This window comes from Bacillus sp. FSL H8-0534, assembly GCF_038005885.1.
In the GTDB taxonomy this organism is placed as follows: domain Bacteria; phylum Bacillota; class Bacilli; order Bacillales; family Bacillaceae_G; genus Bacillus_A; species Bacillus_A pseudomycoides.
In genome coordinates this window covers 605,658-628,388 of record NZ_JBBOUC010000001.1, presented here as the reverse complement: position 1 = coordinate 628,388, position 22,731 = coordinate 605,658, and the positions used below count along the sequence as shown (strand labels likewise).

At 33.7% G+C, this 22,731-nt stretch carries 18 protein-coding genes and 1 pseudogene; 13 read left to right on the top strand and 6 right to left on the bottom strand.

From position 1 onward, the window contains the following. Positions 1-66 precede the first annotated feature (66 nt). Positions 67-969: a phosphogluconate dehydrogenase (NAD(+)-dependent, decarboxylating) gene (gnd, locus tag MHH71_RS03475; protein ID WP_006094880.1), complete on the top strand. Its 903-nt coding sequence runs from the start codon at positions 67-69 to the stop codon at positions 967-969. Positions 970-1,048: 79 nt separating this feature from the next. On the opposite strand, the gene MHH71_RS03470 is transcribed toward gnd, so the two are convergent. Together MHH71_RS03470 and zwf are read right to left on the bottom strand one after the other, a co-directional pair. Further along, positions 1,049-1,663, bottom strand: a complete 615-nt coding sequence (locus MHH71_RS03470) for a cyclase family protein (RefSeq protein ID WP_033798875.1) — start codon at positions 1,661-1,663, stop codon at positions 1,049-1,051. Beyond that, a complete protein-coding gene (gene zwf / locus MHH71_RS03465; protein ID WP_006094878.1) occupies positions 1,650-3,170 on the bottom strand; it encodes a glucose-6-phosphate dehydrogenase in 1,521 nt (506 codons plus the stop codon). Before zwf ends, MHH71_RS03470 begins: the two co-directional genes overlap by 14 nt. A gap of 514 nt (positions 3,171-3,684) precedes the next feature. Between zwf and MHH71_RS03460 the strand changes: the two genes are divergently transcribed. The 3 genes from MHH71_RS03460 (at position 3,685) to MHH71_RS03450 (ending at position 8,558) form a co-directional block, all read left to right on the top strand. Continuing rightward, positions 3,685-4,569, top strand: coding sequence for a GNAT family N-acetyltransferase (locus MHH71_RS03460; protein ID WP_003203986.1), 885 nt, complete (start codon positions 3,685-3,687; stop codon positions 4,567-4,569). 445 nt (positions 4,570-5,014) lie between these two features. Further along, complete coding sequence (locus tag MHH71_RS03455) at positions 5,015-6,769, top strand: ABC transporter ATP-binding protein (protein WP_006094877.1); 1,755 nt, start codon at positions 5,015-5,017, stop codon at positions 6,767-6,769. Beyond that, complete coding sequence (locus tag MHH71_RS03450) at positions 6,762-8,558, top strand: ABC transporter ATP-binding protein (RefSeq protein ID WP_033798874.1); 1,797 nt, start codon at positions 6,762-6,764, stop codon at positions 8,556-8,558. Before MHH71_RS03455 ends, MHH71_RS03450 begins: the two co-directional genes overlap by 8 nt. 1,170 nt (positions 8,559-9,728) lie before the next feature. On the opposite strand, the gene MHH71_RS03445 is transcribed toward MHH71_RS03450, so the two are convergent. Then, positions 9,729-9,881, bottom strand: coding sequence for a hypothetical protein (locus MHH71_RS03445; protein ID WP_016114857.1), 153 nt, complete (start codon positions 9,879-9,881; stop codon positions 9,729-9,731). A gap of 310 nt (positions 9,882-10,191) precedes the next feature. Next, positions 10,192-10,833 (bottom strand): cupin domain-containing protein, encoded by a 642-nt coding sequence (locus MHH71_RS03440; RefSeq protein WP_006094875.1) that lies wholly within the window; start codon positions 10,831-10,833, stop codon positions 10,192-10,194. A gap of 301 nt (positions 10,834-11,134) precedes the next feature. On the opposite strand from MHH71_RS03440, the gene MHH71_RS03435 reads away from it, so the two are divergent. The 5 genes from MHH71_RS03435 (at position 11,135) to MHH71_RS03415 (ending at position 16,422) form a co-directional block, all read left to right on the top strand. After that, complete coding sequence (locus tag MHH71_RS03435) at positions 11,135-11,455, top strand: luciferase domain-containing protein (protein WP_018767029.1); 321 nt, start codon at positions 11,135-11,137, stop codon at positions 11,453-11,455. 287 nt (positions 11,456-11,742) lie between these two features. Then, the gene (locus MHH71_RS03430) at positions 11,743-12,246 is read left to right on the top strand and encodes a GNAT family N-acetyltransferase (RefSeq protein ID WP_006094874.1); all 504 of its coding nucleotides are present in this window, start codon (positions 11,743-11,745) and stop codon (positions 12,244-12,246) included. 225 nt (positions 12,247-12,471) lie between these two features. Further along, positions 12,472-14,112: a beta-amylase gene (gene spoII, locus MHH71_RS03425; RefSeq protein WP_018780455.1), complete on the top strand. Its 1,641-nt coding sequence runs from the start codon at positions 12,472-12,474 to the stop codon at positions 14,110-14,112. Positions 14,113-14,251: 139 nt separating this feature from the next. Beyond that, the gene (locus MHH71_RS03420) at positions 14,252-15,535 is read left to right on the top strand and encodes a protoporphyrinogen/coproporphyrinogen oxidase (RefSeq protein ID WP_033798873.1); all 1,284 of its coding nucleotides are present in this window, start codon (positions 14,252-14,254) and stop codon (positions 15,533-15,535) included. Between the two features lie 17 nt (positions 15,536-15,552). Beyond that, the gene (locus MHH71_RS03415; RefSeq protein WP_006094872.1) at positions 15,553-16,422 is read left to right on the top strand and encodes a sigma-70 family RNA polymerase sigma factor; all 870 of its coding nucleotides are present in this window, start codon (positions 15,553-15,555) and stop codon (positions 16,420-16,422) included. A gap of 54 nt (positions 16,423-16,476) precedes the next feature. Here the strand turns inward: MHH71_RS03415 and MHH71_RS03410 are convergent, their stop codons facing one another. Further along, positions 16,477-16,635, bottom strand: coding sequence for a hypothetical protein (locus MHH71_RS03410; protein WP_018767033.1), 159 nt, complete (start codon positions 16,633-16,635; stop codon positions 16,477-16,479). A gap of 305 nt (positions 16,636-16,940) precedes the next feature. Between MHH71_RS03410 and MHH71_RS03405 the strand changes: the two genes are divergently transcribed. The 4 genes from MHH71_RS03405 to MHH71_RS03390 all read left to right on the top strand — a co-directional run bounded on the left by MHH71_RS03405 (position 16,941) and on the right by MHH71_RS03390 (position 21,187). Next, the gene (locus MHH71_RS03405) at positions 16,941-17,531 is read left to right on the top strand and encodes an O-methyltransferase (RefSeq protein WP_029426826.1); all 591 of its coding nucleotides are present in this window, start codon (positions 16,941-16,943) and stop codon (positions 17,529-17,531) included. A 38-nt stretch (positions 17,532-17,569) separates the two neighbouring features. Further along, positions 17,570-19,006 (top strand): class I adenylate-forming enzyme family protein, encoded by a 1,437-nt coding sequence (locus MHH71_RS03400; protein ID WP_006094870.1) that lies wholly within the window; start codon positions 17,570-17,572, stop codon positions 19,004-19,006. 213 nt (positions 19,007-19,219) lie between these two features. Beyond that, a complete protein-coding gene (locus MHH71_RS03395; protein WP_006094869.1) occupies positions 19,220-20,329 on the top strand; it encodes a toxic anion resistance protein in 1,110 nt (369 codons plus the stop codon). Between the two features lie 24 nt (positions 20,330-20,353). Beyond that, entirely contained in the window at positions 20,354-21,187 is an 834-nt protein-coding gene (locus MHH71_RS03390; RefSeq protein WP_006094868.1) for a DUF3974 domain-containing protein, read from the top strand. A gap of 327 nt (positions 21,188-21,514) precedes the next feature. On the opposite strand, the pseudogene proC reads toward MHH71_RS03390, so the two are convergent. Beyond that, positions 21,515-22,332: pseudogene (gene proC, locus MHH71_RS03385) on the bottom strand (pyrroline-5-carboxylate reductase). Positions 22,333-22,731: the final 399 nt, after the last annotated feature.

The following is a 22,731-nucleotide window of genomic DNA, read 5'->3' as shown; positions in this document are numbered from 1 at the left end:
TCAAATGAAGAAAGATAAACAAAGGATTAGCGAATCTCACTTAGGTATTTTTAGGAGGAGTTAAAAATGAAAATAGGGTTAATCGGTCTAGGGAAAATGGGATTAAATTTAGGTCAAAATTTAATTGATAAGAATCATGAAGTAGTGGCGTATGATGTAAATACAGATGCTATAAAAGAAATAAAAGAATATGGAGCTATAGGTACATCTAGTCTATCTGAACTTATTCAATCTCTCGAAAAACCAAGAATTCTATGGATTATGGTGCCACATGCTGTTGTTGATACTGTTATTAATGAAATTACACCGCTTTTAAGTCAAGGAGATATTGTGATTGAAGCGGGTAATTCCTATTATAAGGAATCCATTCGTCGTTATGATGAGTTTAAAAAAGCTGGTGTGCATTTTATGGATGCAGGAACGTCTGGTGGAACAGAAGGTGCTCGTAATGGTGCTTGTTATATGATTGGAGGAGATCCGGAAGCGTGGGAAACTGTTGAGACTGTATTTCGAGATACAGCTGTAGAAAATGGATATTTATATGCAGGAAAAGCAGGAAGTGGTCATTTTTTAAAGATGGTTCATAATGGGATTGAATATGGTATGATGGCTGCTATTGGTGAGGGATTTGAAGTGTTAGAGAAAAGCGAGTTTGATTATGACTATGAAAAAGTAGCAAGAGTATGGAATAATGGTTCAGTTATTCGTTCATGGCTCATGGATTTAACGGAACGCGCATTTTCAAAGGATGCAAAGTTAGATGACATTAGAGGAATCATGCATTCTTCAGGAGAAGGAAAATGGACAGTTGAAACGGCTCTTGATTTACAAACAGCGACACCTGTTATTGCCCTGTCCTTATTAATGAGGTATCGTTCATTAGAAAATGATACATTTACAGGTAAAGTTGTTGCAGCACTCCGTAACGAATTTGGCGGACATGCGGTAGAAAAAAGTGACAAAAAATGAGTCATTATCTTAATGTAATTGAAAAACGTTTTCTACATAAAAACAACCTCGTTCTTAAAAGAACGGGGTTGTTTATTATTTATATATCTTTAAAAAGAAGAACACGTGCTGGAGAGGCATCAGTTCCAACTAGTTTTAATGGTGCAGCTACCATAAAATACGGATCTGCCGGCACGTTTTTTAAACGTAATCCTTCAATGAGGATAATATTTGCATCGAATAATGCCTTATGAGTTGGGTGTCCTGGTTGGCTACGTTCCACCCCGAGAGCATCAATACCAACTCCTCTAATGTTTCGCTCCGCTAGATAATGGGCACCGTCTTCTTTTAAAAAAATAAATTCATAATTAAACTCGTCTTCAAAAGAATTACGAGTTTTAAATAAGATAAAGTCATTCTCTTGAATATCGAGGTGTTGTAAATCAGTTATTGTAATTCCATCTTCAACAGTTGTTAAATCAAAAACTTTAACAGGTCCCACTAATTTTTCTAATGGAATACTTTCAAAGGTTGCTCCTTCGTTAATCATATGTAATGGTGCATCAATATGTGTACCTGTATGGACGTCTAATGTAATACGTGACTCCGTGACATGCGCATTTGTTGTTCTTGAAAATTGTGGTTGTTTTTCAGGCTTATTTTTGTAAACAGTCATCCCTTCAAATATAGGTGCTGTAATATCATATATTTTCATTGTAACTTTCTCCTTTCAAATGAGAGGTTATCGTTGGCCACCAATGGAAGCGATCTCTTTCTAATAAAGCATCAGATTCTTTAGGGCCCATTGACCCAGACTCATAGTTAGGAAAATGTTTCGCCGGTTTATTACGCCAAACACTCGAGATTGTATCAACGAATTTCCAAGAAAGACATACTTCGTCCCAATGTGTAAAGTTAGTTGAATCACCACGCATACAATCGTATAGAAGAACCTGATATGCTTCAGGTGTATTCATTTTGTCCATACAGTTATTACAATAACTTAATTGGATGGGTGTCGAAGTAGTACCGCTATCGGTTTTTTGCGCATTTAAATGGAGGGTAATTCCTTCTTCCGGTTGAATATGAATGACCAATAAATTAGGATGAACTTTTTTTTCCTTATTAAAATATAGATTCATTGGTAAGTCTTTAAATTGTATGACAATTTCAGTTGATTTTTCTTGCATACGTTTCCCAGTTCGAATATAGAAAGGAACTCCTGACCACCTGAAATCTTCAATCATTAATTTACCAGAAACGAATGTTTCTGTGTTCGAATCTGAATCTACTGCGTTCTCTTCACGGTAGCTAATTACTTTTTCCTCGTCTATCATACCTGGTCCATACTGTCCTCGTACAAAATTATGTTCTACTGTTTCTTCTGAAAGTGGCTGTAAAGCACGTAGTACTTTGACTTTTTCACTTCGGATTTCATTTGCGGTTAGCTTTATTGGTGGTTCCATTGCAAGGAGTGCCACCATTTGTAACATATGATTTTGGACCATATCACGTAGTGCACCTGAATCTTCGTAATAGCGGCCTCGCTCTTCTACTCCTAAAGTTTCACTTGAAGTAATTTGGATGTTAGCTATATATTGATTATTCCAAAGGGGTTCAAAAATTGCATTCGCAAATCGAATGACTTTAATGTTTTGAACCATTTCTTTACCTAAATAGTGGTCAATACGATAAATTTCATCTTCTGTGAAGGCATGGCGAATTTGATCATTTAATGCTTGTGCTGATTCATAATCATGTCCAAATGGCTTTTCAATCACTAAACGAATCCAACCTTCTGTTGAAGTTAATCCTTCTGATTTTAAATTCGTGGCAATTGTGCCGAAAAAATCAGGGGCCATTGCTAAATAAAACATACGATTCCCTTCGGTAAAATACCTTCCATCTAGAGTGATTAATAAACTTTTTAGCTCCTGATAAGAAGATAAATTCGTTACATCAAAAGGATGATAATAAAAATGGGAAGCGAATGTATCATGAGTCATGTTTTCTTCTTGTAAATTGTGAATAGATTGTTTAACATTTTCACGAAATTCTTCAGTAGATAATGGTCTTCTTGCCACACCAACAACGGCAAAGTTTTCAGAGATTTTCCTTTGTCGAAAGAGCCTGAAAAGAGACGGGAATAATTTGCGCTTTGCTAAATCACCTGTCGCACCAAAAATAACGATAATACATTTAGGAGTAGTATAATTTTTCATGGTTAAATAGCCCTCACTTTAAATGAAATTAGTTCCCACTTAGTATGGTGATTATTGAACAATACATGTAAGAGTAAGATAAAATAATTTTTATCCCGCTATTCGCGGGCAGTAAGACCTCCCACCTCACAATTCAGCGAAAGTACAGGAATTGAGTCGGAGATAAACTGCCCGTAAAAGCCCGATTGGTGAGGGCTAATAATCAGTGGGGGATGAAGAAAACCCGCACTGATTAAAGTTTCACTTTATCTGACATATATCGGTTAGCTGTTAAATATAAAAATTATAAAAGTGCTGTAATACTAAAAAAATAATTCCTTAGAGTTTTACTGAAAAGAACTTGTCTGAATCATAAAGGGAAAAAACAGGTGGATTAGTATTCGGAGTTATCTTGAAAATCTTAACTTATTTTGGTATATTTTGTGATGATGCGTTGAGTTGTAAGAAGACTTACTTGATTTAAACACAATAGAAAACAATTACATTGATAAGAATGAACTTATGGAGGAACAATATGGGGAATCTTATTCTTTCTGAAAACTTTTTTGTGGAGGAATCGAAAAAGGAACCGTTATTTCAATTATTTGAAGAAGTGTTTCGTATTCCTGTTCAAACGTTACAAAATTTTGAGGCCAATGGATTTTGGGACACTACATACAAACCTTTTTCATATTTACAAGAAGGTCAAGTAATAGCAAATGTGTCTATGTTTTCGCTACCAATGTTTGTAAATGGAGAACGGATTTATGCAGCTGGTATTCAATCTGTCATGACACATCCAGAATATCGGAGAAAAGGCTTGATGAAGCAGCTGTTTTGTAAAGTATTACAAGAAATAGATACAAAGTATGAATGTGCAATATTATTTACAGAGAAACCGGAATTATACGAACCATTTGGTTTTCGAGTCGTACAAGAATATCTGATGACATTATCATATGATAATACTCTACCTCGCTCGTCTTCACTTCGAAAATTAAACTTTTATGATGAAAAAGATATGGAACTTATAAAGGGAATAATAGAAAACGCTCAACAGCTTTCAATGGAATTTTCAACATTAAACTATCAGTCTTCTTTTTATTTTAATATGTACGATGCGAAATGGAATGAAAAACTATATTATTCAAAGAAACTCGACGCGCTTATTGTATTTGAAGTAAAAAATCAAGTGCTGAAACTATTTGGTATTTTCGCACAAATCTTTCCGATTTTAGATGATATATGTGCTGAAATATCTGAGCCATTTACAGAGATTGAATTTTACTTTTACCCTGATGAGTTAGGGCTTGAAGAGGTAGCGCACAAAGAGTTTCAATCTAAAAAACATTTGATGGTTCGCGGTGGTGAAAAGATCGATTTTAAAGGATATAAATTTCCAGTTTTGACTGAATTTTAAATAGAATCTTAATCTAGAAGTAACTATTAACAGATACTTTTTGATTGGATTACAGGAAATGATAGATAAGTGAATTATGGAATGTTTAAGAAATTATACTTGTAGTCCATCAAAAGATAATGGATTTGAAACAGAATTTTTGGATTTTACAATTGAGCATACATAATTAAAATTAGCCGCATTCTATTATGAAAGAATGCGGCTTTTTGTTATTGTCTTGAAATAGAGTTAAATAAGCGTCCATAAAGTTTTGTGATAAAAGTCTTATTTTCCATCAAATTAAGGCACTTTGATTGACGAATGTATAATTAATACTTATCATTTAATAATGTTAAATATTAATCTGTGGAACATAATTGTAGTAGTGATGAAAATGCCCAGATGAATAGAATGGAGGGGGATTTGAGTTATAAAATGATAATTTCATAAGAAAAGGAGACAATGTATGAAATCATTTCGCAAATTGTTACAGTATTTAAAACCATACATGTTCTTCGCCGTTATTGGACCACTGTTTATGGTACTTGAGGTTGCGATGGATTTAATTCAACCGACAATTATGCAACATATTATTGATGTTGGAATTGCTAATCAAGATTTTCATTATGTAATTAAAATGGGAATTTTTATGATAGGAGCAGCAGCACTTGGATTAATTGGTGGGCTTGGATGTATGATGTATTCTACGAAAGCGGCTGTTAACTTCGCAACGGATATAAGAAAAGATGTTTTTACAAAAATCGAGACGTTTTCTAGTGAAAATCGAGAATCATTTGGGACTGGAAAATTACTAACGATTGTTACAAATGATATTACATCCATTCAAGCAGCCATGACGATGACATTACGCGTTCTTGTTCGTGGCCCATTATTATTTATAGGCAGTATCATTATTGTTTTTGTTACAGCAAAAGATCTATTTTCTATTCTACTTGTTGTTGTCCCTATTCTTTTAGTTGCAATTGTCTTTATCGCTGGGAATGCAAGTGGATCCTTTAGAAGGGTACAAGAAGCGCTAGATAAAGTGAATACAAAACTACAAGAAAATCTATCTGGTGTTCGCGTTGTAAAGGCTTATGTAAGACAGAATCATGAAATTTCTCAGTTTGAAAAAGTAAATAAAAACTTAACGGGCATTAATATTCGTGCAGTACAAATCATTTCATTAATGATGCCGATCATCATGCTCGTTGTAAATGGTGGTATTGTAGCTACCTTATGGATAGGTGGCGTAAAAATTTTTAATGGTACACTACAAGTTGGAGCGATTTTGGCATTTATTAACTATTTGAATATGATATTAATGTCACTTATGTCCATCAGTATGGTATTTATTCAAATTGCGCGTGCTTTCCCATCCGCTGATCGTGTGCAACAAGTACTAGAAACTAATGTTGATATTGAAAATGAAAAAAATGTGTATCAGCCGGAGGAAGTAAAGGGAAATGTTGAATTTAAGCATGTAAGTTACAGTTACAGTAAAAATAATGAATATGTTTTAAAAGATATTTCATTTACCGCAAGAAAAGGTGAAAAAATAGGGATTATTGGTCCTACAGGAAGTGGGAAATCTACTTTAGTTAAATTACTTCCACGTTTATATGATGTTGATCAAGGTGCGATTTTTGTTGATGGTGTCAATGTCAAAGAGTACGATTTACAGGTGCTTCGCTCTTCAATCGGATTTGTTCCACAAAAGGCATTGCTGTTTTCAGGGAGTATTGAAGAAAATATGCGATATGGTAAAGAAGAAGCAACGCAAGGTGAAATAGAATCTGCATCAGGGGCAGCTTGTGCGACGGAGTTTATTAATAAGCTTGAAAATACATATCAGTATAACTTAACGCAAGGCGCAACGAACCTTTCTGGTGGTCAAAAACAGCGTCTTTCTATCGCAAGGGCACTTGTTCGAAAGCCATCTATCCTTGTGTTAGATGATTCTACATCTGCAGTTGATGCAAAAGCAGAAGGAATTATACAAACAGCATTGAAAGAAGAACACACAGAAACGACAACATTTTTAATTGCCTCAAAAATATCATCTGTTATAGATGCTGATCAAATTCTAGTTTTAGATCATGGTGAGTTAGTTGGAAGTGGGACGCACGAATATTTAATAGAAACATGTGAAGTGTATCAAGATATATATCTTTCCCAAGGTGGTAGTTTGCATCAAGAAAGGGGGAAAGAGCATGCGTAATTTTCAAGGACAGTTCGGAAATAAAGGTGGACGTAGCAATTCCAAATCAGGAAAACCAAAAGATACAAAAGGAACTGTAATGAGGATTTGGAACTATATGGGTTATCAAAAAGCAGCTCTTATGTTCGTTACTGTTCTTGTATTTGTCACAACATTACTTGGTTTACTAGGTCCATATTATATGGGAGTTATTATTGATGAATATATCATACCAAGAGATTTAAATGGGACAGCAAGAATGTGTATGCTGCTCATTGGGATTTATGGCGTTACGGTATTATTAACGTGGCTGCAAACATACTTAATGGTTAATGTTGCATTAAAAACGATACAAAAAATAAGGCAAGATATTTTTGAAAAAATCCAAACGCTTTCTCTTCGTTTCTTTGATGTTCGTTCACAAGGAGATTTAATGAGTCGCGTTACAAATGATATCGATAGTTTAAACCAAGCGTTAACACAAAGTGTCGTGCAAATCATTTCGTCTGCTTTAACATTTGTTGGTGTGACGATTGCAATGTTTTCACTAGATTGGATTTTAGCAATTGTGACACTCATTACAGTACCCATCATGTTTTTTGTAACAAAAAAATTGGTTGCATATAGTGGTAAAAACTTTGCGAAGCGCCAAAAAGATTTAGGAGAATTGAACGGTTTTATTGAAGAAGCGATTACAGGTGCAGATGTTATTACGTTGTACGGAAAAGAAAAAGAAACAGTAAATAAATTTCATGCGATTAATGAACAACTTAGAATTTCTGCTACAAAAGCTGATACATTTTCAGCGTTTATCTTCCCAAGTATGAACTTTATTAACAACTTAGGGATGGGACTTGTTATCTTAGCAGGTGCTATTATGGTTTTAAATGGTATGACAACAGTTGGTGTCATCGCAGCTTTTATTAACTATTCTCGTCAATTCTCAAGACCACTTAGTCAGTTTGCAATGCTTATGAATACAATTCAAGCTGCAGTTGCTGGGGGAGAGCGAGTTTTTGAAATTATGGATGAAGTTCCAGAAATTCAAAACAAAAAAGATGCAATTGTTGTTCAGAATCTAAAAGGAAATGTTTCTTTCGAACATGTATCATTTGGATATACGAAAGAAAAAGAAATTTTAAAAGATGTAAACTTACATGCGCATCCAGGAGAAACGATTGCACTTGTTGGCCCCACTGGATCAGGAAAAACAACAGTCATTAATTTATTAACACGCTTTTATGATATTCATAAGGGCCAAATTAAGATTGATGGAAAAGATATAAAAGATTACGATATTAGCTCCTTACGAAGTAAAATAGGAGTCGTCTTGCAAGATACATATCTTTTTGCTGGTACAATTATGGATAATATCCGTTATGGACGGCTAGATGCAAGTAATGAAGAAGTTATTGCTGCAGCAAAAGCAGCCTCTGCACATTTCTTTATTAAACATTTACCAAATCAATATGAAACAGAGATTGCTTCAGAAGGATCGAATTTAAGTCAGGGGCAAAAGCAACTGCTTGCAATTGCGAGAGCAATTTTAGCAGATGCAGATATTTTAATTCTTGATGAAGCAACATCAAACATTGATACAAGAACAGAACTCCAAATTCAATCTGGATTAAACAATTTGATGAAGGGACGCACAAGCTTTGTAATTGCCCATCGATTAAAAACAATTGAAAAAGCGGATCAAATTTTGGTTATTCAAGATGGAGAAATTATTGAGAGGGGCAATCATGAATCTTTAATTGAAAGTCAAGGGTTCTATTATGGACTGTATACGAGTCAGTTTAAAATTTAAATTTAAATTTAAATGTTGATGTAATGCGGTTTCTTGTATTTGAGAAACCGCATTTTTTTGTGATTGCAAACATCAGAAGTACAAAAAAACAAAAGAAGGCGAAGAACCAAAATACGGATTCAAGCCAGTTGGTTTTTATTCATCTGTTGAAAAGGCGTGTATTGCTTTTTTGGATAAAGAATTGAAAGATAGTTAGATCACAAGTTGAATTTATAAGCAATAGTAAGTTATCTCCTGAGAGTAAGAGGGTCATTAAGGCATTTATTAAATCTTTAGTTTATGCAAAAGGCGTTGGATATGATAAACCAATGTATGAAGCTATGCTGGAGATAGAAAATGATTATACCTTATTTTCTTTGTTATATAGAAATTACACAATGGACTAGTAAACAACTTAATGAGACAAGCATATTATGAAGTGTGGGACGAGTTATCATAATTGAGATGATACTTGGAGCTCCATACTCCTTTCGCAAAAGAGTACCTAATGGCGGGTACTCTATTTTATTGAACAAAATGGACATTTGAATTGAAAGGATGATGGCAGTGGAAATAATTAATAAATTCGTTGATTACTTGAAGAAATTGGCTGAAAATAAAAAGGGAGTTATTGAAGAAGAGGATGTAAAAGATGTTTGCTGAGGATATAGAAGTTTATTTAAACAATAGCGGACATATCTACTCTTACAGTGGGAAAGTGAAAAAATGGCAGAGTAAGTGTTGGTAATTGTCTATGGATTTTCTGAACTCTTTACTGATAATAGTTATTAAATAAAAGGAATGTAGTTGCAATTCAATTTAAGTGCTAACAAAACAAACGAACTCAACGAACCAAGGTAGAGGGGGGGAAATCATGAACTCTAATATTACGTTTACTATGCAAATGAATGGTGAAAGTAAAGATGCTTCAAACAACATCTCTATATCCCGATACTAACTATACCAATGGTGAATGCTTGTTGTAATCCGTGTGAAATAATCTGGATAATCAAATAATAATATCATTTAATAGAGTCACCTTGTTTTGAACAAGAGTTTTCTATATAAATGTTCTTTCAAAATGAATAATCATTTACTTATTTTATAAGAGAAAGAGCATCTGTTATAGATGCTCTTTTTTGATGTGTATATATTACACAGTAAATATAATTCTGAATAAAGTGAAAAATTCTATTTGTTTTTACCGCAATTACATCCTTTTTTCTTTACATATCCTTGGCGATATAGGTTTTGTGATGATTGGTAATTGGAAGATTGTGAAGATGAAGTGCGGATATCTTTATTGTTAGAAGAATCTTTGTTAGAATCGTACTCTTTATTCATGATACCATCACCTCCAGTTTGATATATAAATAGTATATGTGAAAACTCTAGTAATCGTTACGGTAGTTTAAGGTAATGAAACAAGATGAAAATATGATTCGTACATACAAGATTTTTACAGTTCTAAAAAGATGTTTACAGAGTAAGTAAACATCTTTTTAGAACTCATTTTTCAGCTTATTAACTCAAGTAAAATTCAATGTAATTTCTATAGGGTCTTAAGTGAAAGATACTTAAACTCTAATTTACTGGATAAAGAATAGCTTTGGAATTTTCATATATTTATAAAATTTAATGATAACTCCTTCTATTAATACCCCCAATATGCATGAAATGGAAACTGTTGTTGGTAGTATGAAGGTGGCTGCTCGGGATAGGTTGGGTTTTGAGGTAGTGTATTGTACATAGTATTTCGATTTTGAGTGCAGTTTGCCGGAGGTCCAATTACAGTAGTTGATTGAATAGGAGATATTGCTTTCTTCCACTCTTGTTCATCAAGACAATAGGTATGAGCCATTACATTTGAGGGTGTCAGCCTTAAAATATCTGAACCAAATATAACTTCTGGTGTAGGAGCGTTAAAAATTGCTAATAAATGTGTATTGTCTACAGAGGCAATTTCATAATGCCACCAACCTTGGGGTACGTTGGCAACTTGCCCTGGTTTAATAGGGAGATTAAGAATTTGATTCGTAAACGGGTTAAGTAATGAAACAATAGCTGCTCCAGAAATACAGTAAACAAGTTCAGCTGCATTTTGATGTACATGAGGTTCAACGACGTTACCAGTGCTTAAAAAAATATCTAATAACGATGTATTGTCTAATGTATTTAATTGTTTAATTCCCAGTACATTTATATAATTTTGCTCATCTTTTTTAAAAAAATTACTCGTACTTAGATCATGAGTGAAACGGACAGAGGGAGAGGTGTAATCTATATAAGAAGTCATTTATTCTTCCTGCCTTTCTGTTTTGAAATAGGATTAAGTATACGAATTAGGATATGAGTCTAGTTATTTTAGTGTGCAGTATTGATTGTACCTATTCGTATACAATGAATGTATGTTTGAATCAAATATAAAATAGAATTAGAGCGAATAAATGATGGTTTTTTTGAAAAAGCATGAGTTTCATTTACCTTGCAAATATCAAACTATTTTCGTAAATACATTGATACCTTTGAGTGATGTAACGTTTAAAGAAAAAAGGTATCGTATTCTTACATTCAGAATGATAAAGGAGTGAATGGCCATGTCATATAGTGAAATGATTAGAAAAGAAGTGCTGAGCTGGGAAGGGGTTTCTGAAAAACCACATCGATTTGGTGGTATTGAATTAAATTATAAAAAGAAAGAGTTAGGTCATCTTCATGGAGATACATTAGCTGATCTTCCATTTCCAAAATTAAAACGGGATGAATTGGTTAACCAAGGGTTAGCGCAGCCCCATCATGTATTACCTGAATCAGGATGGATTAGTTATCATATAAAAAGCGAAGAGGATCTTCCGGTTGTCATTGAACTTTTTCGGATGCAATATGATAGATTTACAAAAAAATTAGAGAAAAGATGAAGTTGGTATTTCATTTAAACACAAAATAACTAGGTATTTATACCTAGTTATTTTGTAAATTACAGAGGAATTTTGATTAATTCTTTGGAAAATAAATATGACCCGTACATACCTAATATTCTGGATAAAATATTATTAATATAAAATAAGGTAGTAAATTAATAATGTTTTTAAAAGTTATAAAAGGATAAAAATATTAGATTTATACAATTCATGTTTGAATTATATGTATGAATTCAGTTAATATATGAAAAAATAGAATATTAACTGAGGAGTGTGAGTTGTTTATGAAAGAAGATATTAAGATTAGAGATGCCGAAATTAGTGATTTATCTAGTATAGTGGATATATACAATTCAACTATTTCAAGTAGAATGGTAACCGCTGATACAGAACCTGTTACTGTTAAGAGTAGAGAACAATGGTTTAATGAACATTCACCTTCTTTTAGACCTTTATGGATAATAGAATCTCAAGGAGAGATATGCGGATGGGTTAGTTTCCAATCCTTTTACGGTCGACCTGCTTATAATGGAACAGCTGAAATAAGTATATACATTCATCAAATGTATAGAGGTAGGGAGATAGGTAAACATATACTACATAGAGTGTTAGATACTTGTCCGAAGCTCAAGATTAAAACATTACTAGCGTTTATATTTGCTCATAATAAAGCTAGTCTGCAATTATTTTCTTGTTTTGATTTTGAAAAATGGGCGCATCTGCCTAACGTTGCAGAATTAGATGGGGTTGAAAGGGATTTAATCATTCTTGGTAAAAGGGTTTTATGATATTTTAATAAAATATCATAAAAGTAGTATAACAAGTTTAGTAAAATAAGAAATGATATTTGTATGTGAAAGTAGATAGTATGAAATTGGAGTTTAAAATAAACAAGCTAATTAATCTAGCTTGTTTATTTTAATATTATGCATTATTACATGCAAACGATTGCGTCTTTTCGTTTATAATGAAAGCGAATACATGAAATCTGTAAATTAAAGAGGAGAGAAGCAATGAAAAATCAGTTTCAATATTGTTGTATTGTCATTTTGTCTGTAGTGATGTTATTTGTATCATTATTAATTCCGCAAGCGAGTTCGGCAGCTGTAAATGGAAAAGGAATGAATCCAGATTACAAAGCATATTTAATGGCGCCATTAAAAAAGATACCGGAAGTAACAAATTGGGAGACATTTGAAAATGATTTACGATGGGCAAAACAAAATGGTTTTTATGCTATTACAGTTGATTTTTGGTGGGGGGATATGGAAAAGAACGGAGATCAGCAATTTGATTTTTCATACGCACAGCGCTTTGCTCAATCGGTAAAAAATGCAGGTATGAAAATGATTCCTATTATTTCCACACATCAGTGCGGTGGAAATGTTGGGGATGATTGCAATGTACCAATTCCTTCATGGGTTTGGAATCAAAAATCCGATGATAGCCTTTATTTTAAGTCTGAAACAGGAACTGTCAATAAAGAAACATTAAATCCACTTGCTTCAGATGTAATTCGAAAGGAATATGGTGAACTATATACAGCATTCGCAGCAGCTATGAAACCATATAAAGATGTAATCGCAAAAATATATTTATCTGGAGGACCAGCTGGTGAACTAAGATATCCTTCATATACAACTTCCGATGGGACAGGATATCCCTCACGTGGAAAGTTTCAAGCGTATACAGAGTTTGCAAAATCTAAATTTCGTTTATGGGTATTAAATAAATATGGTTCTCTAAATGAAGTGAATAAAGCATGGGGCACGAAACTGATTTCAGAGTTAGCCATTTTACCACCAAGCGATGGGGAACAATTCTTAATGAATGGATATCTTTCTATGTATGGAAAAGACTATTTAGAATGGTATCAGGGCATCTTGGAAAATCATACAAAATTAATTGGTGAATTAGCACATAATGCATTTGACACAACTTTCCAAGTACCAATTGGTGCAAAAATTGCAGGCGTACATTGGCAATATAATAACCCAACAATACCTCATGGAGCTGAAAAGCCTGCAGGGTATAATGATTATAGCCATTTACTTGATGCTTTCAAAAGTGCAAAGCTAGATGTAACATTTACTTGTTTAGAAATGACAGATAAAGGTAGTTATCCGGAATATTCAATGCCAAAAACATTGGTACAAAATATTGCAACATTAGCCAATGAAAAGGGAATTGTATTAAACGGTGAAAATGCTTTAAGTATCGGAAATGAAGAAGAGTATAAAAGAGTTGCAGAAATGGCTTTCAATTATAATTTTGCTGGATTTACGTTACTTCGTTATCAAGATGTAATGTATAACAATTCATTAATGGGGAAATTTAAAGATTTATTAGGTGTAACCCCTGTTATGCAAACGATTGTAGTAAAAAATGTTCCTACAACAATAGGAGATACTGTTTATATTACTGGGAATCGTGCGGAATTAGGAAGTTGGGACACAAAACAGTATCCAATTCAATTATATTATGATTCTCATAGTAATGATTGGAGAGGAAATGTTGTGTTGCCAGCTGAAAGAAATATAGAATTTAAAGCATTTATTAAAAGTAAAGATGGAACGGTTAAATCATGGCAAACAATACAACAAAGTTGGAATCCAGTGCCACTAAAGACTACCTCTCATACAAGTAGTTGGTAATTATATTATGTAAACAAAAAGATCCTTTAGTATGTGATAAAGGATCTTTTTGTTTTTGAAGGAAAAATAAATCTTAAAAGATGTCACATTCCTCTTTCTTCATCCGTCTTGTGTGTAGAACAATAAGGAGGGAATATATATGGAGAACTTTAATGTGGCAATTATAGGCGGGGGACTTGCTGGATTAACAGCTTCGATTTATTTAGCTAGGGAAGGTGAAAAAGTTGTTGTATTAGAGAAATCAAGTCGCTTTGGTGGAAGAGCAATAACAACGAATAAAAACGGAGTCCTTATGAATCTTGGGGCGCACGCTTTATATCACGGGGGAGAAGCACTATCAACTTTTGAGGAACTTGGAATTAACATTCCAGGAGACATACCTTCAACTAGCGCGCATGGTATATGGAAAAATGATGTGTATACAATACCGACAGATTTTCGATCAATCTTATCTACACCATTACTTTCATGGGCGGCTAAAATACAATTTTCTCATCTGATGTTAAAGCTAGGGAAATTAGATTTAAATACAATTCCTAAAATGAGTCTGAGTGTATGGACAGAAAAAGAAATTAAAGATCCCATGGTAAGAAATATGTTTTATGCATTATGCCGAACATCAACTTACACATATGCTCCGACAATACAGTTAGCATCTTCTGTACTAAAACAAATACAACGATCAATGAAAGAAGGAGTCTTTTATGTAGATGGCGGATGGGAGACAATCATAACAAAGTTAAGAGAAGATGCTACAAATGCTGGAGTTCATTTTATAGCGAGCAAAAATGTAGTTGAAATTGAGCACTGTGGTCATATTCAAAGAATTCGTTGTTCTGGTAACGAATTCTTTGAAGTCCCTACGGTTGTTATTACTATACCACCAAAAGAGGCTTGTAAAATTGTAAAAGGTGCAAGAGACACTATGCTGCGTATATGGGGAGAACAATCAGTGCCAGTTACAGTAGCTTCCTTAGATCTTGGCCTAAGAAAATTACCCAATCCATCATATCAATTTGCCTTAGGATTAGATCAACCTTTGTTTTTTACGAATCAATCGAGAGCCGCTAAGCTGAGTGACGATGGAACGGTAGTAGTGGGATTGATAAAATATCATAATCATGCAGTACAGACTAGTAATTTTAATGATGATAAATTTTTGTTAGAACATACAATGGATTTATTACATCCGAAATGGCAACAGGAGTTAGTTGAAAAGCAATATTTACCTAAAATAACAGTTGTCTATGATTTTCCTCATATTGGCCGTACTGAAAATCCAGGGCCTAGGGTTCCTGAAATGCCAGGGATATATGTTGCAGGAGATTGGGCTGGGCATGATGAATTATTAGCTGACGCTGCGGTTGCTAGCGGTAAACGAGCAGCACTACAAATTTTAGAACAAAGTAAAGTCACAAATTGAAAGAGGGTCATGTTAGTGTGGAAATGGAACAATTGTATCAAGCATATAAACCTTTATTGTTTTCTTTAGCCTATCGTATGCTCGGGAGTGTTATGGATGCTGAAGATATTGTTCATGATACATTTCTTGCATTAAGTCAAATAGAAGAGCTAGAGTCTGTTGATAATGTAAAAGCGTATTTGTGTAAGATGGTTATGAATCGTGCAATCGATAAATTACGTTCAACAGCTCATAAACGAAATGTTTATGTTGGCATGTGGTTGCCTGAACCACTTGTTGAAGAAAATGATGATCCCTCAATGACATATATAATGAAGGAGTCTATTTCTACAGCGTATCTTTTGCTTTTACAACAGTTATCTGAAGTTGAACGGGCGGTGTTTATATTACGAGAAGTTTTTGGATACGATTATGATGAAATCGCATCAATTGTCGAAAAGAGTAGTGTGAATTGTCGACAAATCTTTCATCGGGCCAGAAAAAGTATAAGAGATAAACCGAAAGCCTCAAAATTAAGTACAAAGCAAATGGCTGCATATGTAGAACAATTCGTTGCATCTTTGCAGCGAGGAGACGTACAGGAAATGTTAGGCATCTTAAAAACAGATGCAATATTTAAATCCGATGGTGGTGGAAAGGTTACAACGGCTCTTAAACCAGTTTACACACCTGAAAGGATTGTTCGCTTATTTTTAGGGATTACCAAAAAGTTACCAGAAGGACATTCCATTGCATTTAGAATGGTAAATGGTACACCAGGTATTATTGTAAATATAAATAATCGCGCTACGTATGTGCTTTCGTTTGAGTTTCAAGAAGAGAAAATCGCATCTATTTATATGATGATGAATCCAGAAAAGCTTATTCATTTAAATCAGAATGTATAGAATGAAAAAGACGCATCTCAAGAGAGATGCGTCTTCGATTTAAGATCATGTAATTTACTTCTCTAACATTTCAAGAGGAACATCCTTTTCGCCTAATACCTCGCACTTAATTTCTCCGTCCTCTTCGTAAATACGTTTAATAATCGGTATAGTTATCATTTGCTTTTTGTACTGCTTACGTTTTCTAGCAGCTTCTAAATTAATCACGTTCATGTTCAAAGCATCCTTTCTTACATACAGTTATAAACAAAAGAAAATGCGTCCGAAAAGGGCGCTTCTTTAATGTGAAATACCGATTAAAAATGATTTTATGATTGCATTTTGATTGTAAAATAATGTGAATGGAATAATTACACGTAGAAATTAACTTTACCAAAAAATGAAACAATATGCTACAAAAAATTTCAATTCTTTGTTTTATAACAGGAAAAAGATTTTCGTTTCGCATATAATGAAAAGTAGACAAACATAATCAACTTTCTCATCAATTTTTAATCATTAAATTTGTTAGAAAGGCGATGAATAGTATGAATTCATTAGAATTATTGTTGTTAGAACTTGAAAAGTACGGGGAAGAGCATGATAGCAAAAAAGAAAAGCGAGAAGAAAAGTTAAGAAATGTTTCTCGTGAGATGGGACAATTTTTATCTATTTTAATAAAAGGGTGTAGTGCACAAAAAATTTTAGAAATTGGTACTTCAAATGGATATTCAACATTATGGCTGGCAAATGCGGCTGAAGAAACAAAAGGAAATGTTACAACTGTTGAGCTTTCTTCAGAAAGGGTTGCAGAGGCACTTATGAATTTTGAAAAGGCAAATCTTAGATATCGGATTGATATTCATAATCAAGAAGCAGGAGCGTTTCTAGATGTACAAGTAAATCGTTCATTTGATTTTATTTTTCTAGATTCAGAGCGTACGCAATATATGTGGTGGTGGGAAAATATAAAACGCATATTAGAACCACAAGGATTTCTTGTCATTGACAATGCGACTTCGCATGCAGAAGAGTTAGCAGAATTTATTCAGATGATTGAAGAAGACGATACGTTTGAAACTGTATTACTAGCCTTTCAAAAAGGAGCGTTTGTAGCACGAAAAAAATAAAAAATATAGCCATAACAAACAAGGAGATTTAATAAAAAATGCGAATACATTCTTATTTCTATGAGCAGGCACAAAAATATCCTGATCGCGTTGTGCTTTCGGAACAACATAATAGTTGGACTTATAAAGAGTTGGCGCAATGTGTTTCAAATCGCGCATCAGCTCTTATGCAAGACGGAGCGATACCAGGGCATATTTTTATTATCAAGTTAGAAAATTGTATGGAATGGATTCAAGATGCACTTGCGGTTTCAAAAATTGGTGGAATTATAATGCCGGTTCATCCAGACGTTACCGAAATTGAATGGCAAACAATTATAAGTAGTACGGAGCCTAATTGGATTATCACATCCAAAGAGACTTTATGTCAAACAATGGAGCCTAATACCATCCCATTTCCTCTTAGACATGTGAGTAGTAAGGATGAGTTATACTTCTTTGGTTATACTTCAGGTTCAACGGGTACACCGAAAGGGTTTGTTAAAAGTCATCAATCATGGACTAGTAGTTTTGAAGGGTGGAGTAAGGCATTTTCACTAATTGAAAGCGATCGTGTAGTAGTTCCGCTACATTTATCTTATTCAGCCCAGCTATATCCGGCACTTCAGGCATTAGCTATAGGATCTGAGATTGTTTTATTATCTAAGTTCACACCAGAAGCCTTTTTAAAAGCGAAAGGATCGTGTGCTTCTATCACACCAGCTTTAATTGAACCTTTAATTCGCCATGCAAAGCAAAAACGAAGTGTGCAGGAAATGATTCCGAGGTGTATGATTTCAGTTGGGACAAAATTATCGCCTATACAAAGACAAAAATTTGAAGAATGTTTTCCTAAATCATTTTTGTATGAATATTACGGATCATCAGAAATGGGCTATGCCTCACTGTTAACACCGGAAGATGCAAGAACTGCACCTGAAACAGTCGGGATACCATTCCCAGATGTAGAGATTGCCTTTTTTAATGAGAAAAAAGAACGAATAGTAACTAATAAAGAAAACTTTGGGAAATTATTTGTTCGATCTGGTCAGGCTTTTGAAGGATATATTGAAAATGAAAAGCAAACAAAAGCAACTTTCATAGAAGATTGGGTAACATCACATGATATTGGTTTCCAAAGAGAAGATGGAAAAATTGTTTTAGTAGGTAGAGACCGAGATGTTATAAAAGCTGCTGGGAGTTTTGTGTATGCTGGTGAAATAGAGGATGTATTACTTGGAATCACCGGGGTTATAGAAGCAGTAGTGTTTTCGGAAAAAGATGAGAATCGCGGGGAAATTATACGGGCTGTTATCGTTAAGGAAGTTTCTCGAGAATTAGTAGATATTCAGAAAGAGTGCCGTCAAAAACTAATAGCATATAAGCAGCCAAGAAATTGGACTGTACTATCACGTTTACCGAAGAAGCCGAACGGAAAGGTAGACAAAATGAAATTGAGGGCCGAATTGCTAAGTAATAAACTGTATAACATGTGAAGAATCCGTCTTCCGCACGTAGCCTTCTAGGTCTTAAGTCTGAGGAAAATAATGTACGAAACAGGTATACTTAGGATAAGAAACAGGGAATGACTGCATAAGCAGGAGTTTATTAAAAATCGATTTTAAACAAGTATCATACATGTTGAATACGATATATTAGATGAAATATAGTGCAAATAAATTCGCACATATAAATAAAGGAGCGATTTTGTGACTGAATTAGAGAAAAAAGAACATGTATCAGTAGTGAAAGATAATATGCAAGTAGTTGTTGATACAGTTATTAAAGATGAAGAGCTTGTTGAACTGAATAAAGAAGCTGATTTATATGTACAAAAGTTAAATAGTGAACAAAATACTGACCTTTCAAAAGTATTATCCCAGCTGGGAGATTTAGGAGATAAAGAGCAGCAAGCAGCAGGGCAAACATTATCAGCACTAAAACGTCCTGTTACTGCAATGATGAATGGAAAGAATGAAGAAATTCCAAATACGTTATTAGAATTACGTAAAGTGGTATCAGAACTCGATCCCAATTCAATGAAAGCATCGGGAATGAAGAAGTTTATGTTTAAGGTTTTCAAGAAAAACCCACTTGAAACGTATGTGCATAAATATCAATCTATAGATAAACAAATTGAAGAAATCATACGAGCGTTGCTTATTGGGCGTGACAACTTACAAGAGGATACAGTTGGTTTAGAAATGTTAAAAGAGCAATCACATGATAAAATTCATGCGCTTGATAAACAAGTATATTTAGGACGAAAGCTCGCTGGCATGCTTGAAGTAGAAAAGCAAAATCCAGATCGTCAAAAGGATATTCCATTAATCAATGATGCGTTAGAAAAAATTCTTGTACGTACGCGTAACATGCAGCAAGCGAAAAGTGTATTACTGCAGTCTATTGCATCTGTAGACATTATTAAGAAGAATAATGAAAAGTTGACAGAAGCAATTCGTAATGCGATTACAATGACGCAAAACGTAGTTACTGTTTCAGCAGCGATTCAGCTGGCATTAACAAATCAACGTAAGACGATTGATGCAGTGAATGCGACAAACGAAGCAATTGAATCAATGGTGTTAAGTAACTCACAAGCATTAAAACAGAATACAGAAGAAACAACACAGTTACTTGAAAACCCAGCAATCAGCATGGATAAGCTACGCGAATCATTCCAAAATGTGTTTGCAGCTATTGAAGCATCTGAGAAATCATCAGAGCGTATTATTGAATCTAGTAAAAAGTTTGTTATTGAACTCGACACATTTAATGATGAAATGAAGCAGAAGCTCATTCAGCGTCCAAAGAAATAAAGAATCGTTAGAGGAGGTGAAAAAATGGGCTTCTTTAAATTAGTTTTAATACTAATTGGAGTATTGCTTTTAGTAGGATTTACAATTGTTGTCTTGCTTGTGTATTTCGGCCGGAAATTTTATTTATCATGGGCGAAACCGTATAAACGAGCGAATGAATCAATTGAAAAATTATCAAATAAATCAACACCGTTCTTACAAGAATTTACGCAGAATCCGCTTTTTTATCGCTGGATTCGTACAGAGGGGAAAAAAGAAAAACAAACATTGAATACTCTTTTCTGTGCGGCGGATCAACGTACAAGAGAACAAGTTTTCTCTATGTTACCGAAAGATAAACAGAAAAAGGTACACGCTATGGCAAAAACAACGAAAAAAGTGACGAATGAAGATATCGATGTAGCAGCGATGAAAGTAAAAGATTTTTTACGACAAGAATCACAACAATCATCTAAGCCAACAGATTTATCGTTTTATAAATTGTATTTTTATGACCGTTATCCAGATGCATTAAATACAATTCAAGCGTATAAACGCGCAATCAATCCGTCACTACAAAGAACAGTCGATGAAATTACAATTGCCGTATTAAACGCACTTCCGTATTACCAAGAACATCGCATGTTTGAACAACAACACAAACTTGAAACTTTCTTAATGAAAGATTTAACGGATATGCTGTCACTAGTGGCTCAGCTACCGCCATCACAGCGTCCTGAAAAAGAAGAAGAATTGCAGGTTTACTTACAAAACTTCCAAAAAGAAATGGAAGCAGTAGAGCGTGATATTCGTGACTCCATTAATCATGATTTGAATGTGAAAATGAGAGCGGCGAAGGAAAAATTTAAGAATAAGTAAAAGAAAGCCTCTTGAGTCACGTACTCAAGAGGTTTTTGTAGTTTAACTATTAAGTTTGAATTGTATCCAAACTTACGCGTGCCTAATTTTTCTTTATATAGGCTTTCAATTTCAAGCACTTCAAGAGGTGTTAATGTTTTAGAGAGTGTTTGAAGAAGAGAAAAAGAAAAATTATATTTGTAATCAGGATTTTTATTAATTAATGGTATTAACTGAACAGTATTCCTAGAAGTTGCTCCTTATTATCTGTAAATATAGGAGGAAATAAATAATTGTTTTCTTAGTATAGAATTTTTTGTTGCTATGGTACATTCTATAAGTTATTTCTTATTTATTAGTTAACTTGGATATTTCAATAGATTTTTGAGTGCAATGCTTCATAGCCGAAATAATAGCTGTTCTTAATCCTTTCTCTTCTAACGTTGCTACAGCTTCTATTGTCGTCCACCTGGAGAACAAACCATGTCTTTAAGTGCACCTGGGTGTATTCCTGTTTCAAGTACCATTTTTGCAGAACCTAATACAGCTTGGGCTGCGAATTTATATGCTTGAGTTCTTGGCATACCATCTAGTACAGCAGCATCTGCCATAGCTTCTATAAACATATATACATATGCTGGAGAAGAACCACTTACAGATGTTACAACGTCCATTAATCTTTCATGTACTATCTCTGTTTGGCCAAAACTATTAAATATAGTTAGTATATCTTCTAGGTCTTTTTCCGTAACCATTTTATTAGCACATAATGCAGACATTCCTTCTCCAACAAGAGCAGGTGTATTAGGCATTACTCTAACAACTTTTAACTTTCTGCCAAAGGCGTCCTCAGTACTCTTAATGTTTTTCCCTGCAGCAATAGTTACTACTACTACATCGCTTTTTATCTGCTCTTTTATTTGGTTAATTACTGATGAGTATAGGTCTGGTTTGATTGATAAAATTAAAATATCAGCATTGTTAGCTACTTTATTGTTGTCAGTAGTTGTGATTATATCGTATTTTTCACTAGCATTTTTTAAATTAATGACATTTAAATCTGAACAAATTATTTTATCTGAGGAAACTATATTTTTGTTAATCATTCCACCTATCATAGCGATACCCATATTTCCGCATCCTATGAATCCTATTTGTTTGTTCATAATAATTCGCTCTCGCTCCTTTTAGTATAAATTTCATTAGATTGAAATTTATTATTCTAAAAAACTTTGTGATATCCTGTAAAAGAGAAATAGGCATTATAAATAATATCGAGATTACTATAAAAAAATATTTTAAGAGAGTACATTGTTTTTTGCAATACCAAATATGCATAGAAATCACTTTTATTGTGTACTAAACAAGCATATTTTCTATAGTTTGAAATTTTTATTATATTTCACTCTATAACATCTTAAATACTTTTGGAGAATATAACATATCATTATCAGTAGTATAATGAAAAGGGGAAATTGAAAGGATTGCTACGTAAAATATTTGAAAAAAAACAATTTGATATACAGAGTACTTATGAAGCACTATATTCTTTCGGGAAAATTATA

What these genes read in the sequence shown, in the direction of transcription:
- spoII (WP_018780455.1), top strand. Translation starts at nt 12,472, where the DNA reads ATGAAAAATCAGTTTCAATATTGTTGTATTGTCATTTTGTCTGTAGTG.
- MHH71_RS03440 (WP_006094875.1), bottom strand. Translation starts at nt 10,833, where the DNA reads ATGACTTCTTATATAGATTACACCTCTCCCTCTGTCCGTTTCACTCAT.
- MHH71_RS03445 (WP_016114857.1), bottom strand. Translation starts at nt 9,881, where the DNA reads ATGAATAAAGAGTACGATTCTAACAAAGATTCTTCTAACAATAAAGAT.
- zwf (WP_006094878.1), bottom strand. Translation starts at nt 3,170, where the DNA reads ATGAAAAATTATACTACTCCTAAATGTATTATCGTTATTTTTGGTGCG.
- MHH71_RS03405 (WP_029426826.1), top strand. Translation starts at nt 16,941, where the DNA reads ATGAATAGTATGAATTCATTAGAATTATTGTTGTTAGAACTTGAAAAG.
- MHH71_RS03455 (WP_006094877.1), top strand. Translation starts at nt 5,015, where the DNA reads ATGAAATCATTTCGCAAATTGTTACAGTATTTAAAACCATACATGTTC.
- MHH71_RS03435 (WP_018767029.1), top strand. Translation starts at nt 11,135, where the DNA reads ATGTCATATAGTGAAATGATTAGAAAAGAAGTGCTGAGCTGGGAAGGG.
- MHH71_RS03390 (WP_006094868.1), top strand. Translation starts at nt 20,354, where the DNA reads ATGGGCTTCTTTAAATTAGTTTTAATACTAATTGGAGTATTGCTTTTA.
- MHH71_RS03470 (WP_033798875.1), bottom strand. Translation starts at nt 1,663, where the DNA reads ATGAAAATATATGATATTACAGCACCTATATTTGAAGGGATGACTGTT.
- gnd (WP_006094880.1), top strand. Translation starts at nt 67, where the DNA reads ATGAAAATAGGGTTAATCGGTCTAGGGAAAATGGGATTAAATTTAGGT.
- MHH71_RS03410 (WP_018767033.1), bottom strand. Translation starts at nt 16,635, where the DNA reads ATGAACGTGATTAATTTAGAAGCTGCTAGAAAACGTAAGCAGTACAAA.
- MHH71_RS03420 (WP_033798873.1), top strand. Translation starts at nt 14,252, where the DNA reads ATGGAGAACTTTAATGTGGCAATTATAGGCGGGGGACTTGCTGGATTA.
- MHH71_RS03400 (WP_006094870.1), top strand. Translation starts at nt 17,570, where the DNA reads ATGCGAATACATTCTTATTTCTATGAGCAGGCACAAAAATATCCTGAT.
- MHH71_RS03460 (WP_003203986.1), top strand. Translation starts at nt 3,685, where the DNA reads ATGGGGAATCTTATTCTTTCTGAAAACTTTTTTGTGGAGGAATCGAAA.
- MHH71_RS03450 (WP_033798874.1), top strand. Translation starts at nt 6,762, where the DNA reads ATGCGTAATTTTCAAGGACAGTTCGGAAATAAAGGTGGACGTAGCAAT.
- MHH71_RS03430 (WP_006094874.1), top strand. Translation starts at nt 11,743, where the DNA reads ATGAAAGAAGATATTAAGATTAGAGATGCCGAAATTAGTGATTTATCT.